Origin of the sequence: Rivularia sp. UHCC 0363 (assembly GCF_034931125.1) — a bacterium.
In the GTDB taxonomy this organism is placed as follows: domain Bacteria; phylum Cyanobacteriota; class Cyanobacteriia; order Cyanobacteriales; family Nostocaceae; genus Rivularia.
The window spans coordinates 102,509-118,249 of the sequence record NZ_JAYGHM010000002.1; the positions used below are offsets into that span (position 1 = coordinate 102,509).

The window sequence follows — 15,741 nt, forward strand, 5'->3', positions numbered from 1 at the left end:
TTACACCTTTGACCTTTGACCTTTGACCTTTAACCTTTAACCTTTCTATTCCAATTCCTAACTATGAATCCTTGGCTCATGATAAAGGGTTGCCAGGATTTCACTTTCTGCAATTGATAATTCATCTAATCTCTGCATGACAATTTCACGGTCATAGTAAGTATCTGCAAGCACCCAGTAAATCCCATAATGCCGCGCTTCTGATGCCATTAAACCTTGATAAAGCTTGGCTAAATCCGGTTCGGGACAATGTTTGGCTAGTAATCCCAAGCGTTCGTGACTGCGAGCTTCAATTAATGCACTCACAAGCAGGGAATCTAAAAATCGATGGGGTTCAGTCGGACGAATTTGAGCTTTCAATTTCGCACCGTAAGGAGGTGGGGTCACGGGACGTAAAGCAATATCCCGCTTTTCTAAGCACTGGTTAACTTGCTCAAAGTGTTCTAATTCTTCTTGAGCAATTTTAGTTAGCTCCTTTACCATTTTGGCATTGGAAGGGTAGCGAAACATGAAGTTTATTGCCGCTGCTGCTGCTTTACGTTCGCATTGAGAATGGTCTAGTAATATTGCTTCTAAGTTAGATATTGCTAATTCTACCCAAGCTGGATTGGTCGGTTGCTTGAGAATGTTGATTTTTGGTAGTTCTGAAGTTAGCACGTTGAAAATTATAAAAATTATAACTTAATATACATTGTTCTATTTTATTAGGTAATTAGCTTTTTTAAGATATGGAGATCTGTATTAAGGTTTACGTATCGCTGATTATTTACCATTTGCTCGTTTATTCGTAATTATTTAGTTAATTACCGATAAGTAATTAGAACTTAAGTAGGTAAACGTAATTGATAAAACCTCACCCTCAATCCCTCTCCTTGGTAAGGAGAGGGAAGCCGGAGACAAGGTAAGGTTTTACATTTAGTTTGATCCACTTACTTAATCTCTAGTCGATGAAGTTTATGCTGCAATTTTTAATATTATATTTTTGTAGTAAAAAACGTATATTAAGAGTTTGATAAAAATGTAATTTTAATACTAACTTGTATTGCTAACATCCATAAAAAATATTAAATACTGTGTATAACTTAATTAATTTGTAGGAGGACGCGCTGTTATTTGAGATTTGGGCAACTAATTATCTGCTTACCCAAAATTCACTTATTGAGGAAAGATTAATGAATTATTTTGTTCGTCGCGTCACCTCGTCTATTTTCGGATTATTTTTTGGTTTAAGTGTTGGAATGATTAACTTCAAACCAGTTGAGGCTCAAGATACAAAGATATTGAATTTTTGCGAAGAAAATAAGTCTTTATTTCATATAGATCGAGGAGCAAAACGAAAGGTAAGAATTGCTATATTTGATATTGATATTATTGCTCCCACTAGTATAGAAAACCAATACGTAGAAGAAAAATATATATTTAAAGGAATTGGTAATATTCTGGCAAATGAATTAAGCAAAGATAATAATTTTAGTATAGTTAACTGGAACCAAATAAAACCTACTAAGGTAGATTCAAATCTTAGAGGTCAAAGTGTATTAGTAAGTGAAGATACAATTAGCTTAGAATTACTACGAGGTCTTCGTGACGCTTATGGCATAGAAGCAGTACTAATTGGAAATGTAAATCACTTTAAGGCAAATGGAACACGTAAGAAAACCTTTTTAGGATTAGGAACAAGTAAAGAAAATAGCGAGGTTCAAGTCCAATTAAATTTTCTAGTTATAGATACTACTACAGGTGAGATTGTACTTCCTGCTGAAGGTAATGGTCGAGGTAATAAGTCATATACCAATGTTATGGTACCTAAGATTAATGTAACCATTGGCAATAAAACTAATGGAGACTTCGACCTTAATAGTGGCAATTGGACTTCTAGGACAAGAGGTTCTACCATCGAGCTATCACTTAATAGTAGCGATAATCCAGAAACTATTATTGAGTCAAAGAATGAAAATATTTTCAACAAATTACTAGCCTTAGCAGCCGAAGATGCGATTAATCAAGTCGTTGAAAAATTAAGTAGTCGCTCCAATGAATTAGCTTGTTTAGTCAGAAAACCAACTCTAATTGCTGATGCTTATTTTGATAAATACAGCAGAGATATAGTCATCTTAAATAAAGGCAGATTACATGGATATTGCGAAGGAATGACCTTTTCTATTGAACGCTTTCCTAATCCAGTTATAGACCCGGCAACCGGGCGAGTTCTTCGTACTACAGGGAGTAAAATTGGTACAGTCACACTTACTGAAACAGATGCACAATCTAGTGTAGGAATAGGTATAACGGAACCTGGACAATCTTTTCGAGTTAAAGATATTGCGAGACTAACTACTGATACTAAATGTTCTAAAAATCAAGAGCAAGAAAATTATTCTCAGCCTTCACCCAACTCAGCACAATCCTCTGAAAACGAATAAAAAACAAGGAGATGTAGTAGTGCGATGTCTCTATATTAAGAATTGACATTATCAAATTTTTATTGGCAATGTATTTTGATCAGCTAATTAAAAATAGTAAATCACCAGGTTGCAGGAAATTCGCGCTTTTATTTACGATTAATTAACTCAATCGTATCCGAACGAAAACTATTCCCTGCTACTCTGGTGTTTCTCCAGCGGAAAGTCCCGTTGGAAATAAAAAGTAAAGGGTCTTGAGATAATATCTCAACTATTTGCGATAAATCGTATAATTGCCTACAGTTTTCAGGGATGCCTATGCTAAATGCATCTGCAAAACACTTTTAGGTGCTTTACGTACCCTGGCTTTAATGGAATGTTTACCCAAACGTTGACAAGCCTCGAAGCGATGACACCCGGAAAACCCATAATATTGTCCATCAACTTCTAAAACGTCAATCGGTTCTTGCAATCCAATTTCTGCTATGGACTTCATCAAGGCTTCTACTTTCTGAGGGTCGTTTTGACGAGGAAGCGGTCGCTTGACCAAATTTAACGGGATTTCTTCAACTTTCATCTTCTTTTCCTAGCTCTTAATATTTAATATTGTTGTATATTCCTAATTAAATCATACTCATTATGAGTTTAAGTTGCAACTAATGAGTTAAAAAAAGCTAGTGGTATTATTAAGCAATTTATACACAATAGTATCAAGCTGCGATCGCCTTTCCAAAATGCTCGTACAGCGCGGGTGACACCCTTAATTGTTAATTTCTATGAAATCCTTAGAGCGTTTATCTTGTACCGTATTGACAACCTGGTGTTTATTAGGACTAACAGGAGCATCTGTTCCCCCGACGAAATCTGATGTCGATCTGAAAATTGGGATTGTGCAGCGATTTGCGTCAGACCCCAATGATGAGTTGATATTAGAGCCGACCAAAGGTGATAAATTAAAGTTGACTTTTACAGATAATAAAAAGCTGCAAACAATAGTAACTGCAAATCCTGTAAAGATCCAAACGGCAATACAGCCACTGACACAGCCAGTTCTTGATGAGCATTTGATTTTAGGAACCTTCCGCACCTTTGAGACTGCCGAAAACAGTGCCGAAATGTGGCGAAAACAAGGTATAGAAGTAGAAATTGCTCAACCGGAACGCTGGCAGGTGTGGGCGAAAAGAGAAGTTTATAATACACCTTTATTGCGACGCTTGTTATTAAAAAGTGTCAAAGCTTCTGGTAAAAAAACAGCATATGTTGATAGTAAAGTTTTGCGTCGGGTACCTCAAGCAAGTTGGGTAATAAATGGGTACCGCTACAATCGTAACTATCTGCAAATTACTAGTGATAAAAGCTTAGTTGAAGTAAGTATAAATGGAAAAGCCAAAAAGAAATATCTTTATGCCGGGAAGCTGCAACTACAGCCCAATGCTTACGGTACCTATACTTTAGTTAATCAAGTACCCTTAGAAACCTACCTGCGCGGAGTGGTACCTTATGAAATTGGTGCAAATGCTCCGGAAGCTGCAATGGAAGCCCAGGCAATTATTGCGCGTACTTATGTTTTGCGTAATTTACGCAGATTTGAAGTAGATAAGTATCAATTATGCGCCGATACTCACTGCCAAGTTTATTACGGACTCAAGGGAGCCACCGAGAAAACAGATCAGGCGATCGCCACAACTAAAGGGACAGTACTAACTTATAAAAACCAGTTAGTAGACGCGCTTTATTCTTCGACAACTGGGGGTGTAACCGCAGCTTTCAGCAGCGTATGGGATGGAGCAAACCGTCCTTACTTAAAACCTGTAGTAGATACACCGCAGAATTTTTGGAATTTATCGCAGCAAAGTTTGGCTTCGGAAAAAAACTTTCGTTTGTTTATGAGTTTGAATAAAGGATTTAATGAAAGTGGGCAACAATGGTTCAGATGGCGTAAAGAAAGTAGTTTAGAAGATATTACCAAGGGATTACAGAAATTTTTAAAGGTTAAAAATAGTCCCTTTGCGAAATTTCAAACCGTTAAGGATATTGAAGTAGTCGAACGCAGTTCAGGGGGAAGAATCCTCAAGCTAGCGGTCAAAACCGATATCGGCACCTTTAACTTATACAAAGATGAAGTTCGCAGCGCCTTTTTTGCACCTAGAAGCACATTATTTTACCTACAGCCAATTAACAAAGGAAAACCCGGAATTTGGGGATACGCTTTCGTCGGGGGTGGATTGGGACATGGAGTCGGTTTGAGTCAAATTGGCGCTCAAAATCTAGCTAGTCTAGGCTGGAAAAGCCAACAAATCCTCAAGTTTTACTATCCCGGTACTCAAGTTCAGATGCTTAGTGATGGTGTGAAGATTGAATAAAGAGATGGGGAGGTGGGGAGGTGGGGGGAATCAATTAATTACTCGCTACTCCTAACTTTTAGATCCTCATACAAAAAAGCAGCTACTGCAAAGGGATAATAAATTCCCCATACGGTGCTGCTTCTTAAGAAGTGATTGGCTACAAAAACAATTCTTAGATTGCTTTTAGTAGAGTTCTTCTTCTTTATGAGTTTCGATGGTGCAGTCGGATGTGGGGTAAGCGACGCAAGTCAATACATATCCCGCTTCCATTTGGTCATCATCTAAGAAAGATTGGTCGGATTGGTCAACGGAACCCGCTGTAATCTTACCAGCGCAGGTGGAGCAAGCTCCAGCACGACAAGAATAAGGTAGGTCTAAACCAGCTTCTTCAGCTGCGTCTAAAATATAAGTATCGTCATCACAGTCGATAGTTTGGTTTAAACCTTCGGCTTCGCTGACTAGTGTCACTTTGAATGTTGCCATTTTGTAATCCTCTCTTTTGCAAACGGCAGTATAAGTATCCTAAAACAAACCATGCGGCTAATCTTTGCGGGATAGCCGTTTTTTTTATTTGCTTCAATTCTGATACTACGAGAAAAATTAGACTTTGTTACCAGATTTTTGTCTCGATTAGTAATGAGATAAGTACAGTCCATATAGATAAGTTTAAGTTATCTATTTTGGCTGCTTTTGGCGAGACTATTTAAAAAATTTATAGACACTAAAAAAAAATCCGATTTTGTAAATAGCTTATCAAGATGATTGTTAAAGATTATGGTATATATAAATAATTTGCCAAAAGCCACTGAGAATAATGTATAATCCGTTGGCGGTTTGACGGTAAAGGAAATTAATAAAAGTGCGGGTAGGGTTATTTGGTACTGGCTATGCGGCAAAGTTAAGAGCGCAAGCATTGTTGAAGGATCGAAGAACTGATTTAACAATGGTTGTGGGCAATGTTCCGAGTCAAACAGAAGCTTTTGCTAGAGATTTTCAGTGTTCATCTGTAAGTTCGCAGCAACTGATAGAACAAGAAGATATTGATTTAGTCATAATTAGCAACGTTAATTCAGAACACGGTGCGATCGCTCGTGCAGCATTGAAAGCTAATAAACACGTTGTTGTGGAATATCCCCTCTGTTTGGATTTAGCAGAAGCATCGGACTTGATTAATTTAGCAAAGTCCCAAAATAAACTTCTTCATGTCGAGCATATTGAACTTTTAGGTGGTTTGCACAACTGTTTAAAACAGCATTTGGATAAAGTCGGTGAAGTGTTCTACGTGCGCTATAGCACAATTAAGCCCGAAAAGCCAGCCCCTCGCAAATGGACTCACCACAATCAGCAATTTGGCTTCCCGTTGATGGGTGCGCTTTCAAGAGTGCATCGATTGACAAATTTATTTGGTGAAGTCGCAGCAGTTACCTGTCATAGTCGATTTTGGAAAATGGAAGCGGAATTTTATCAAGCTTGTTTTTGTACTGCTCAACTCAACTTTACGAGCGGGCTTTTAGCTGAAGTTGTGTACGCTAAAGGTGAAACCATGTGGGAAGCAGAACGAAAGTTCGAGGTACATGGTGAAAATGGCGGATTGATTTTTAATTCTCAAGAAGGAGTTTTTATAGATGCAGAGAAATCAACCCCAATAGAAGTTGGTAGTCGTCGTGGTTTATTTGTTCAAGATACCGCTATGGTTTTAGATTATCTTTTTGATGGAATTCCCTTGTATGTAACTCCAGAAGAAAGTTTGTATGCTCTCAAAGTCGCTGATGCTGCAAGACGTTCTGCTCAATTGGGAATTGCGATCGCGCTTTAATAAAAGTTAGAAGTTAGAAGTTAGAAGTGATAAGTTTAAAATTATATTAAGCATTTATCTTCATTGCCGCTTCATGAAAATCTTACATAATACTACTAAGTGAATTTATTTGCTTATTGTGTTAGATAAAAGACAAGTGTATGTGAGGAACGCGGTATGAAATCATTGGTAAGAGTAGGAGCTTTAGCAACATTAAATTTATTCTGCTGTTCGAGTTTCGCTCAAGCGGTAGTTGCTAATAATATAAAAATACAGTCTAATATTTCTCAGAATAATGTATTTGATCGTGCATTGGATCAAAAGGTAGCGCTTGATGGCTTCAAAAATAGATTGCAATCCACGACAACAAATACTCAATTTGCGAATTTTCTACCGAGTAATACACCATTGGTAGCGATGGTTGATACGTCTTCAGCAACTTGGAAGAAAGCCGGAAATTTTCAGTTATTTCAAACAGTTTGGAATGGAATATCTTTTTTAATTCCATCGCAATTAAAAGATGGATATGCAACAGATATTGAACCTTGGTTAGGAGAACAAGTTGCTTTTGCTTTTCTACCAAGTGATGGTTCTTCTAAAGTGACTATTGAATCCAATTTTGTAACTTTAGCCCCCGTAAAAGACGAGCAGAGTTTGCAGCCATTTTTGAGCAAATTGAAAGCGAATGGAAGCTTTACCCAGCGTGAGTATAAAGGGATTACCATTTTAGAAACAAAAACCGATACTGCAAAACCTGGTTTACCGGAAACAGAAAATAATTCAATACCCCCGGTTCCTAAGTCTCCTTTAAATAAAGCTGTTAAACCAACTAAACCAACTAAACTAAATAAGATCAAAAATAAAAAGCCAAATAGTTTAGTTATAGGTATTTTACCGGGACATCTTGCAGTCGGTGCTTCTACAAAAGCGATTGAAAGGTTAATTAATAACAACCAGCAAAAAGCTGCAACTTTAGCTCAAAATGCTCAATTTCAGCAGACAATTAGACAACCTCAAACAGATAAACCACTGTTTGCAATGTATCAAGATCCTGCTGGCTATATTGCTTTTATCAAAGAGTTAGTTAAAGACCCCAGTTTGGGTTTACCTAACTTTGATTTAGATAGTATTCTTTCACCAGAACAATTTAAACAATATCAAAGTATCGGTTCCTTTGTGACACTTCAAGAAGAAGGAGTGCGTTTTCAAGTTAACACTTATCCTTCACCTAAATTTGCTCGAAATAGTCTAACTCCTAACATTCAAACACAAACAATGTTATCTCGAATGCCAGCAGCGACATACTCTGCTGTAAATGGAGAAAATCTTAATCAAAGATGGCAAACTATAGCCACAATTCTCAGTTCGCAAAAAGAATTAGAAAACGGCTTAAAAATGTTTCGTGGATTTATTAGTAGTAAAACTGGATTAGATTTTGATCGCGATATTATCAACTGGATGGATGGTGAGTTTGCTTTGTTTATGTTTCCCACCAAAGGTGGATTTTTCAAAATGCTAAATCCTAATGCAAATATGGGAATTGGGTTAGCAGTTGAAACAAGCGATCGCACCGCAGCCGAAACAACTCTTAACAAGTTAGGAACCTTGATTACATCTGTATCCAAAGGAGAAGTTAAAATTATCCAAAAAAGTATTAAAAATCAACCAGTTACAAGTTGGGATATTAAAGGAGATTCCAAACAAAGCTTACTTGCTTACAGTTGGGTAGACGATAAAACTTTAATTGTGACCACCGGATATGGAGCGATCGCAGATTTGGTTCCTCAACCTTATATTGCGTTACCTTCAACTTACAACTTTAAGAAAGCAACTAATTCTCTTCCTAGTCCCAATGCAGGCTATTTCTACATGAATGTGGGTTCTTTGCTGTCATGGATTTACGGTTTTGTCCCGTCGCAATATAGCAATAATGAATATTTTAATATGTTTAAACAAGCTGTAGGTTCAGTTTATAGTGTGAGCGCAACAACTTCTTCTAATGTTGAACGAGAACAAATGGATTTGTTATTTGTTTTAGCACCCGTGAGAAATAAGATAAAGTAAGTGTTTTTTATTTATTCGTAAGCTTCTGAACGATGAACAATAGTAATAACAATTACTTGTTTATTTTCATCGTTAATTTGCTGACGAATTTCAATAGTTGATAAAGTTACTTTTCCAGGCAATAAAGGGTGAGACCAATTTGTACGACTACCTTTTCTAGAATGACTAGTAAATCCTGCTTTCAGTAACAAACTTTTTAATTATCGAATTTTTTTAGGCATATCATCAGTGACCAGTTTTATATTTATAATTATTTATAATTATAAATAATTCCTAACTCTTCACTCCTCACTCCCAACTCTATAACTAATCGCTATGGGGAAATTTCCGTACCTGGTATTCGGATGACTCTACCATTTCGTAACTAAATCCCAAATCTTGATCAAACCTTTCGGTAATCGCGTCTACCTCTTCACTTAAAATCGATTTCCATTGTTCCCGTGTTTCCCAACGAATCACCATGACGAGTTCTGTCGGATCGTTGGGGTTGATCCATAATTCTTTACCGATAAATCCCGGATAATTAGCTAGCGCTGCTGTCCAGATTTCAGCGTCTCTTTGGATGTATTTTCTCGCTGTTCGGGCGCTATTCTAAACTTAAGTAACTCAATTACCACCTGCGTTCATTCCCCGTGTTACTTTACCACAATAGAATTAGCATATTTGCTAGCATTTTAATTCCAGGATAGCTCGATTGGTTACAACACGAACCAGGAAATTAATAAAGGAAGAATTATTAGGAGCGCGGTATGGATAACAACAATTGGATGCAAGAATTATTAATGCTTGGTATTGGTACAACTTCCGTAATGGCAGATAAACTTAAGCAAGCAAGCGAGCAACTGGTTAAGGACGGTAAACTCGACCCAGAGCAAGCAAAAGCTGTTATGGATGATGTGGTAGAAGGATTAAAGTCCGAGCAGGGTAACTGGGACAAAAATATGCAGCGACAAATGAAGAATATGCTGCAAGATTTAGGAGTTGCTCGTCAGTCGGAAGTGGACGAATTACGCGGTAGAATCGACCGCTTGGAGCGTCAAGTGCGCGATTTGGAAAACAAATTGTGGCGGTGAAGGAAAGTTAGGAGTTAGGAATTGTAAGTATAAAACTGGTCATTGATAATTGTTCATTGATCGCTGTTCTGATTTACACTAAGTTTTGTTCTACTGGTAATCCTATTTTTAGAACATTAAACAATAGGGAGGATACCTAAATTGAAAGCAATTTTGAAGCGTGTTTGTTTCTTGTTGCTCTGTGTTGTATTTTTGGGATGCGCTCAAGTTTCTACTGAACCACCCCAAACTAATGCTTCACAAAACACTATTCAAGAATCACCAGCTTCTACTACAGTAGCTGACAGTACCACTACAAAAGCGAGCGATAAGAATATGTCTGACGGAATTGTGACTACTCCTTCGGGATTAAAGTATGAAGTTATCAAGGAGGGGACTGGTGCAACTCCTAAATCTGGACAAACTGTATCCGTTCACTATACGGGTACTTTAGAAGATGGCACCAAGTTTGATAGTTCAAGAGATCGCAATGAACCTTTCAAATTTCAAATCGGTCAAGGACAGGTCATCAAGGGTTGGGATGAAGGACTCAGCACGATGAAAGTTGGCGATCGCCGTAAGCTAATCATCCCCCCTGAGTTGGGTTACGGTTCTCGCGGTGCTGGTGGTGTAATTCCCCCCAATGCAACTCTAAACTTTGATGTGGAATTATTAGGAGTTAGTTAAGAGTTAGGAGTTTTGATTTCAAATTCCTGCTTTACCTCACCCCAACCCTCTCCTTAGTAAGGAGAGGGAGCAGGAGGTAGGTGAGGTTTTATACTGATTCTCTCTGCTCATTTATTAATAATGACTCGGTTTTGCTAAGTTTTTAAATTTGGTAAATTGGGGGTCAAATAGCAGTTTGACGGTTCCTGTGGGACCGTTTCTATGTTTGGCAATGATCACTTCGGCAATTCCTCGGTCGGGGGTATCGGTGTTGTAATATTCATCGCGATACAGCATTACTACGAGGTCGGCATCTTGTTCGATACTTCCGCTTTCTCTCAAATCTGACAGCATCGGACGCTTGTTTGTCCGCGCTTCTACTCCTCTACTCAACTGAGATAAAGCTATCACTGGAGCGTTTAATTCTCTTGCTAAACCTTTGATGCTCCTGGTAATTTTTGATAGTTCTTGTACCCGATTATCGCCACCACCTTCCATTAGTTGCAGGTAATCGATGATAACTAAACCTATATCGGTACCGGCTTCTGCTTGCAAGCGTCGAGCTTGACTACGCATTTCTGTAACTGTAATATTCGGCGTGTCGTCAATATAGATCGGCATTTCTGAAAGTACGCTAATTGCTCGACTCAAGGGTTCCCATTGGGTTTGACTGATACGTCCAGTTCTTAAATAGGTGCTTTCAATTTCTGCTTCGCTCGATAATAGTCGCTGTACCAACTGCTCTTTTGACATTTCTAAACTAAAAACAGCAACTGGTAACTTATATAGTGATGCGACATTATGAGCCAGATTCAAACAAAATGCGGTGTTGTGAACGCAAATGTCATTAGCAACAAAATTATGGGTACCTGGGATTGTTAAGTCGTAAACTTGTTTGTCTCCCATTGGCTCAATGGAAACAATTTCATCCCAATAAATATCGCTGGTTGCTAAGTATTGCAGCCGCATATTTTCTAAAGCTGTTGCTAATGAAAAGAGTCGGTCTCGTGATAAAGCACGTTTTCCAACATGAATATTTGAATATCCTTGAATCCCAGCACGTTTAGCTAAACCCGTCCAAGTTTCTTCTTCTTTGGCTATTGATAGCTGTTTCCAAATCTCTACGGGTATTAGGTCGCGATTAGACTGATATCTTTTTTCTAGTAATGCTGCTTTAATCTTCGATAATACTTCTTGTTTGCCAAAAATACCAATTTCTGATATGAAGTTTTTGATGGCACGAGCATTAGTAATATCAAGTTGCCAAGCTTCACGTTTGGTATCTTTATATTTGACTAATCGGGTTTTCAAAGCTGCAATAATCCCAAATCGCAGCAGTAAATGCTGTATTTGTCGCGCTAGTTTTTCGTTGACGCTGTAAAAACCTAGCTGTACCTGACCGCTTTTTAATACGCTAGCCCAACCATCGATCGCAAACAAGCGATTCAGGAATAAGGCAATTTGGCGACGCTCTAATTTAAAAATTACCCCAGGAAGAGTCTTTTCATCTGTTTTCTTGCCCCATAACTCTAAATCTTCTAACCAAGAAATCAAAGAATTTTCTTCTCCATTCGTCTCGACATAAAGCATTGGGGAACGTTTGGAGCGCTTCTTTTCACTAACTCTTAATTCAGGAGCAAACTCTGTAACTGCATCCGTGAAATCTTGCCCAATTAAAGAATTAATGTTGCTAAATCTTGGTGTTGTGTCGTTTAAGTAACCATCTCCGATTAAATAAGCTAGTAATTTGACTTCACATTCGCGAATCGTTTGCTTACCAAATACACTGATTTTACGAGGTACACCAATTTTATCCCCGACGTTCAATTCGGACAGTTTGCGCCATCCATTGATAGTTAAATAAGGATGGGTGATAGTTGTCTCAATATATCTTCCCAAACGAGTTTTAACCCCAAATACCGGCTTAATCCCATCGTCGATAAATGCTTCGGGCTGAGTAAAGCGGAATTTCCAATTATCTTGGAGTGTTAACAATTCTGCCTGACCGCGATCGCATATCTCTTTAATCGTAGAAATACTACCGTCACTCAACAATAATTCTGCATCAGCTTGTAAACATTTTCCCATTGACGGACGACCGGCAACGATAATTAAATCCGAGCGTCCAAAACCGCTGGTCATCGCATCCAGATCGTAGAAACCGCAGGGAATACCGGGTAGTGAAACTCCTTCATGACGTTCTTCAATATCCTGAAACGTATTAATTAAAGTGTTGGAAACGTGGGTTAAACCGCTGGTTGCACGAGCTTGAGCAATACCGAAAACCTTTTGTTCTGCTTTATCGATTACGGTGCGGAACTCGGTTTCAGTTTCGTAACCCAATGTAACTATTTCGTTACCCGCTTTAATTAACTGTCGCCGTCGATACTTTTCTACTACTAAGGCTGCCAAAGCATCAATATTAACCGCTGAAACTGTTCTATCTACTAAGGAAGAGAGTTTATTTCTACCACCGACTTTTTCGAGTAAATCGCGATCGCTAAGCCAACTGATCGCAGATAGTAGATCGGTCGGCTTATTTTGAGATTGCAGTCGCAACATTGCCGTATAGATTTCTTTGTGAGCAGTAATGTAAAAGGCTTCCGGCTTCAAAGTATCGCTAATTCTGCTAATCGCTTCGGGATCTAATAAAATTCCGCCTAAAATAGCTTCTTCTGCTTCGATGTTTTGTGGTGGGAGACGGTCTGCATTACCTTGAAAATTTAATTCTTCAGACATAGATCGGATGATATTTTTTTTAATACGGAACTGACGAACTATTACTTTTGTGGTGTTAATAGTCCTCAAACAATATGTAGAGACATTGCGGTGCAACGTCTCTACACATAATGAATAAGTTTGAAATAATTAAAGCACAGATTTTTGGGATAAATAATAAAGTATCTAATGTATCCTTAGATACTCGTTTTCATCTTGAGATTACTCGCTGGCTACAACTTCAATCTTGACTTTAGCAGTCACATCCGAATGCAGCTTAATTTCTGCTTGGTAAGTACCCAGACTGCCAATATCGGGAATGGTAATACCGCGTCTATCTACTTCCATTTCAGTAGCACCTTGAATGATGTCAACTACATCTTGGGTAGTAACGGTACCGAAAATAGCTTGGTTTTCACCAACTTGCTTAGCAATTTTGAAGCTACCAACGTTTTCCAAAGCTGTTTTTTGTTCAACTGCTTTTTGCTTCAATTCTTCCTGACGCTGACGTTCTAATTCTTTACGACGTTCAACTTGTCTTAGAATACCAGGAGTCACGAAAGTTGCCAAACTTTTAGGAAGCAAGTAATTACGAGCATAGCCAGGAGCGACATCTATTAAATCGCCTAATTTTCCTAATTTGCTAACATCTTGATTTAAAACTAACTGTATGCGTTTAGCCATCGTTGTTCTTCTCTATTTACTGTAATATCAAGCCAGTTGGGTTTTCGTGCTAACAGACCCTGAATGCTTGCCTAAAGCTTACAGATTCTAGCGAAATGGGGGGGACATTGGCAACTGTTAATTTTGGTAAGATTGAAACGCGGACTTTTAATCGTAGTATTGCCCCATGAATAAACTTAGCATTGATGAGTTTGGTCGCGTCCAACTTCCCTCAGAGGTTAGAGAGCAACTTGGTTTAACAACGGAAGCTCAACTCAAACTAGAAGTCCAAGAAGGCAAGATTATTCTCATGCCTATTTCTGAGCAGCCTAGATTATATTATCAAGGCGATGTATTAATAGTGGAATCAGAAATAATCGGGAATTTTGATATTATTGGCGATTTACGGGAAGAACGCATTAGGGAGCATTCAAATTGGTGAGAGTATTGTTCGATACTTCTGTTTTGATTGCTGCTATGGTTGCCAATCCCATCGCTACAAAAAGGATATGATTCATTGGGCGTAAGGTTTGTAGATTGTCCACACTGCCACAAACAGCACGATAGAGATATCAATGCTGCCGTAAATATAAGAAATGAAGGATTGCGACTCTTGGCGTTAGGAACTAGCGCACCTGCCCTTGGAGGGGATGTAAGACCAAAATCTTCTGGACGTAAAAAATCTACCGTTGGTTGAGGCAATCCCCAATGAATTGGGAAGCCTACACTGAACCTGTACGGCTGTCAGTGTAGGTAGTTCACTCTAAGGCGATCGCTTGCAAAGAATAATCTATAAAAGGTCTCCATCATCTGGAAGATTTGACAACAGTAATTTTATACTACTTTAGACGATTGAAATCTACTTCCAAGGGGATTTTTCTTTTAAATTAAATTGTCAAATTAGAGACAGTATTGTAAATTACTCAGTTATAAATTTTTATGCTTGCTAATCCCCCTCAGTCATTACTTGCCACTAATCAAAAGCGTTTGTGGATGCCAGAACAGGTATTATTTACCCCAGCAGCTTTAAATGAAGATTGGGGGCAGCAAATATTGGCACGTATCGAATCTTTAGGAATTCCCGTACAAAAGCTTAAGCAAAATCGCATCACAGGTTTACGGGGAGAAACAGAGCGCGAAACCTACACGACATCAAAGCGGACTTTAGCAGTTGTCACAGCACCGGCAAGCCAGTTTAAACTTACTCCAATTCCACCCTCAGCAGATTGGCAATTTCATCTTGCTCAAGGCTGTCCGGCTCACTGCCAGTATTGTTACTTAGCGGGCAGTCTCCAAGGACCCCCGGTAATTCGAGCTTACGCAAACTTGCCTGAGATTTTAGATAATCTGAAAAAATATGAAAATTCAGAAGAATCAACTAGTTATGAAGTAAGTTGCTATACCGACCCTCTAGGCATCGAGCATTTAACTGGAAGCTTAGCTGAATGCATTCGCTACTTCGGTACCCGTGACAAAGCAAAATTGCGTTGGGTGACAAAATTTGACAATGTAGATGACTTATTATCGCTACCTCATGACGGTAATACTCGCTGTCGTTTTAGCATTAATGCGGATTCAATTTCGCGGACATTGGAAGGTGGTACGGCTTCGGTAATGCAGCGTTTGCAGGCAATTCGTAAATTAGCGGTTGCAGGTTATAAAATTGGCTTTGTAATTGCGCCGATTATGCCGATTGAAAATTGGCACGAGGAATATACTCAGCTGCTTGATGCTGCAAAAGCTGCTCTTGATTTTGACTGCGACCTCACCTTTGAATTAATTACCCATCGCTTTACCCCCGGTTCCAAAGGAGTGCTGCAACAGTGGTATCCTAACAGCAAACTCGATCTAGACGAATCAACCCGTAGCGTTAAACGCAATAAATTCGGAGGAGTTAAATATGTTTATGACAAAGACACCATGAAAGAATTGCGGACATTTTTTGAAAGCGCGATCGCAGTTCGTTTTCCCAAAGCTGAAATTTTGTATTGGACTTAAAAAGGTCAAAGGTCAAAGGTTAGAGGTTAAATAACTCC

General features: G+C 38.6%; 15 protein-coding genes and 1 pseudogene. 9 read left to right on the forward strand and 7 right to left on the reverse strand.

The window, feature by feature from the left end; genetic code table 11:
- Nucleotides 1-57 precede the first annotated feature (57 nt).
- Entirely contained in the window at nucleotides 58-657 is a 600-nt protein-coding gene (locus VB797_RS01690) for a tRNA-(ms[2]io[6]A)-hydroxylase (RefSeq protein ID WP_323235887.1), read from the reverse strand.
- A 515-nt stretch (nucleotides 658-1,172) separates the two neighbouring features.
- Between VB797_RS01690 and VB797_RS01695 the strand changes: the two genes are divergently transcribed.
- Entirely contained in the window at nucleotides 1,173-2,423 is a 1,251-nt protein-coding gene (locus VB797_RS01695; RefSeq protein WP_323235888.1) for a CsgG/HfaB family protein, read from the forward strand.
- A 295-nt stretch (nucleotides 2,424-2,718) separates the two neighbouring features.
- On the opposite strand, the gene VB797_RS01700 is transcribed toward VB797_RS01695, so the two are convergent.
- Entirely contained in the window at nucleotides 2,719-2,979 is a 261-nt protein-coding gene (locus tag VB797_RS01700) for a sulfiredoxin (RefSeq protein WP_323235889.1), read from the reverse strand.
- Between the two features lie 199 nt (nucleotides 2,980-3,178).
- Here VB797_RS01700 and VB797_RS01705 point away from each other — a divergent pair, with 199 nt between their 5' ends.
- Nucleotides 3,179-4,765: a SpoIID/LytB domain-containing protein gene (locus VB797_RS01705; RefSeq protein ID WP_323235890.1), complete on the forward strand. Its 1,587-nt coding sequence runs from the start codon at nucleotides 3,179-3,181 to the stop codon at nucleotides 4,763-4,765.
- Between the two features lie 165 nt (nucleotides 4,766-4,930).
- On the opposite strand, the gene VB797_RS01710 is transcribed toward VB797_RS01705, so the two are convergent.
- Nucleotides 4,931-5,230: a ferredoxin gene (locus VB797_RS01710; RefSeq protein WP_323235891.1), complete on the reverse strand. Its 300-nt coding sequence runs from the start codon at nucleotides 5,228-5,230 to the stop codon at nucleotides 4,931-4,933.
- 376 nt (nucleotides 5,231-5,606) lie between these two features.
- On the opposite strand from VB797_RS01710, the gene VB797_RS01715 reads away from it, so the two are divergent.
- Both VB797_RS01715 and VB797_RS01720 read left to right on the forward strand, forming a co-directional pair.
- Nucleotides 5,607-6,563: a Gfo/Idh/MocA family oxidoreductase gene (locus tag VB797_RS01715; protein WP_323235892.1), complete on the forward strand. Its 957-nt coding sequence runs from the start codon at nucleotides 5,607-5,609 to the stop codon at nucleotides 6,561-6,563.
- A 156-nt stretch (nucleotides 6,564-6,719) separates the two neighbouring features.
- Entirely contained in the window at nucleotides 6,720-8,606 is a 1,887-nt protein-coding gene (locus VB797_RS01720) for a DUF3352 domain-containing protein (RefSeq protein WP_323235893.1), read from the forward strand.
- An 11-nt stretch (nucleotides 8,607-8,617) separates the two neighbouring features.
- Here the strand turns inward: VB797_RS01720 and VB797_RS01725 are convergent, their stop codons facing one another.
- Together VB797_RS01725 and VB797_RS01730 are read right to left on the reverse strand one after the other, a co-directional pair.
- Nucleotides 8,618-8,797 (reverse strand): hypothetical protein, encoded by a 180-nt coding sequence (locus tag VB797_RS01725; RefSeq protein WP_323235894.1) that lies wholly within the window; start codon nucleotides 8,795-8,797, stop codon nucleotides 8,618-8,620.
- 115 nt (nucleotides 8,798-8,912) lie between these two features.
- Nucleotides 8,913-9,223: pseudogene (locus tag VB797_RS01730) on the reverse strand (TIGR03792 family protein).
- A 132-nt stretch (nucleotides 9,224-9,355) separates the two neighbouring features.
- On the opposite strand from VB797_RS01730, the gene VB797_RS01735 reads away from it, so the two are divergent.
- The gene (locus tag VB797_RS01735; protein WP_323235895.1) at nucleotides 9,356-9,679 is read left to right on the forward strand and encodes a phasin family protein; all 324 of its coding nucleotides are present in this window, start codon (nucleotides 9,356-9,358) and stop codon (nucleotides 9,677-9,679) included.
- A 141-nt stretch (nucleotides 9,680-9,820) separates the two neighbouring features.
- Nucleotides 9,821-10,345, forward strand: coding sequence for an FKBP-type peptidyl-prolyl cis-trans isomerase (locus VB797_RS01740; RefSeq protein ID WP_323235896.1), 525 nt, complete (start codon nucleotides 9,821-9,823; stop codon nucleotides 10,343-10,345).
- A gap of 114 nt (nucleotides 10,346-10,459) precedes the next feature.
- Here VB797_RS01740 and dnaB read toward each other — a convergent pair whose 3' ends face one another.
- Both dnaB and rplI read right to left on the reverse strand, forming a co-directional pair.
- Nucleotides 10,460-13,063: a replicative DNA helicase gene (gene dnaB / locus VB797_RS01745; RefSeq protein WP_323235897.1), complete on the reverse strand. Its 2,604-nt coding sequence runs from the start codon at nucleotides 13,061-13,063 to the stop codon at nucleotides 10,460-10,462.
- Nucleotides 13,064-13,264: 201 nt separating this feature from the next.
- Entirely contained in the window at nucleotides 13,265-13,726 is a 462-nt protein-coding gene (gene rplI / locus VB797_RS01750; RefSeq protein WP_323235898.1) for a 50S ribosomal protein L9, read from the reverse strand.
- Nucleotides 13,727-13,892: 166 nt separating this feature from the next.
- Between rplI and VB797_RS01755 the strand changes: the two genes are divergently transcribed.
- From VB797_RS01755 to VB797_RS01765, 3 genes are all read left to right on the forward strand, one after another.
- Complete coding sequence (locus VB797_RS01755; protein ID WP_323235899.1) at nucleotides 13,893-14,147, forward strand: AbrB/MazE/SpoVT family DNA-binding domain-containing protein; 255 nt, start codon at nucleotides 13,893-13,895, stop codon at nucleotides 14,145-14,147.
- A 75-nt stretch (nucleotides 14,148-14,222) separates the two neighbouring features.
- Complete coding sequence (locus tag VB797_RS01760; RefSeq protein ID WP_323235900.1) at nucleotides 14,223-14,402, forward strand: zinc ribbon domain-containing protein; 180 nt, start codon at nucleotides 14,223-14,225, stop codon at nucleotides 14,400-14,402.
- A gap of 242 nt (nucleotides 14,403-14,644) precedes the next feature.
- A complete protein-coding gene (locus tag VB797_RS01765; protein ID WP_323235901.1) occupies nucleotides 14,645-15,703 on the forward strand; it encodes a spore photoproduct lyase family protein in 1,059 nt (352 codons plus the stop codon).
- Nucleotides 15,704-15,741 lie beyond the last annotated feature (38 nt).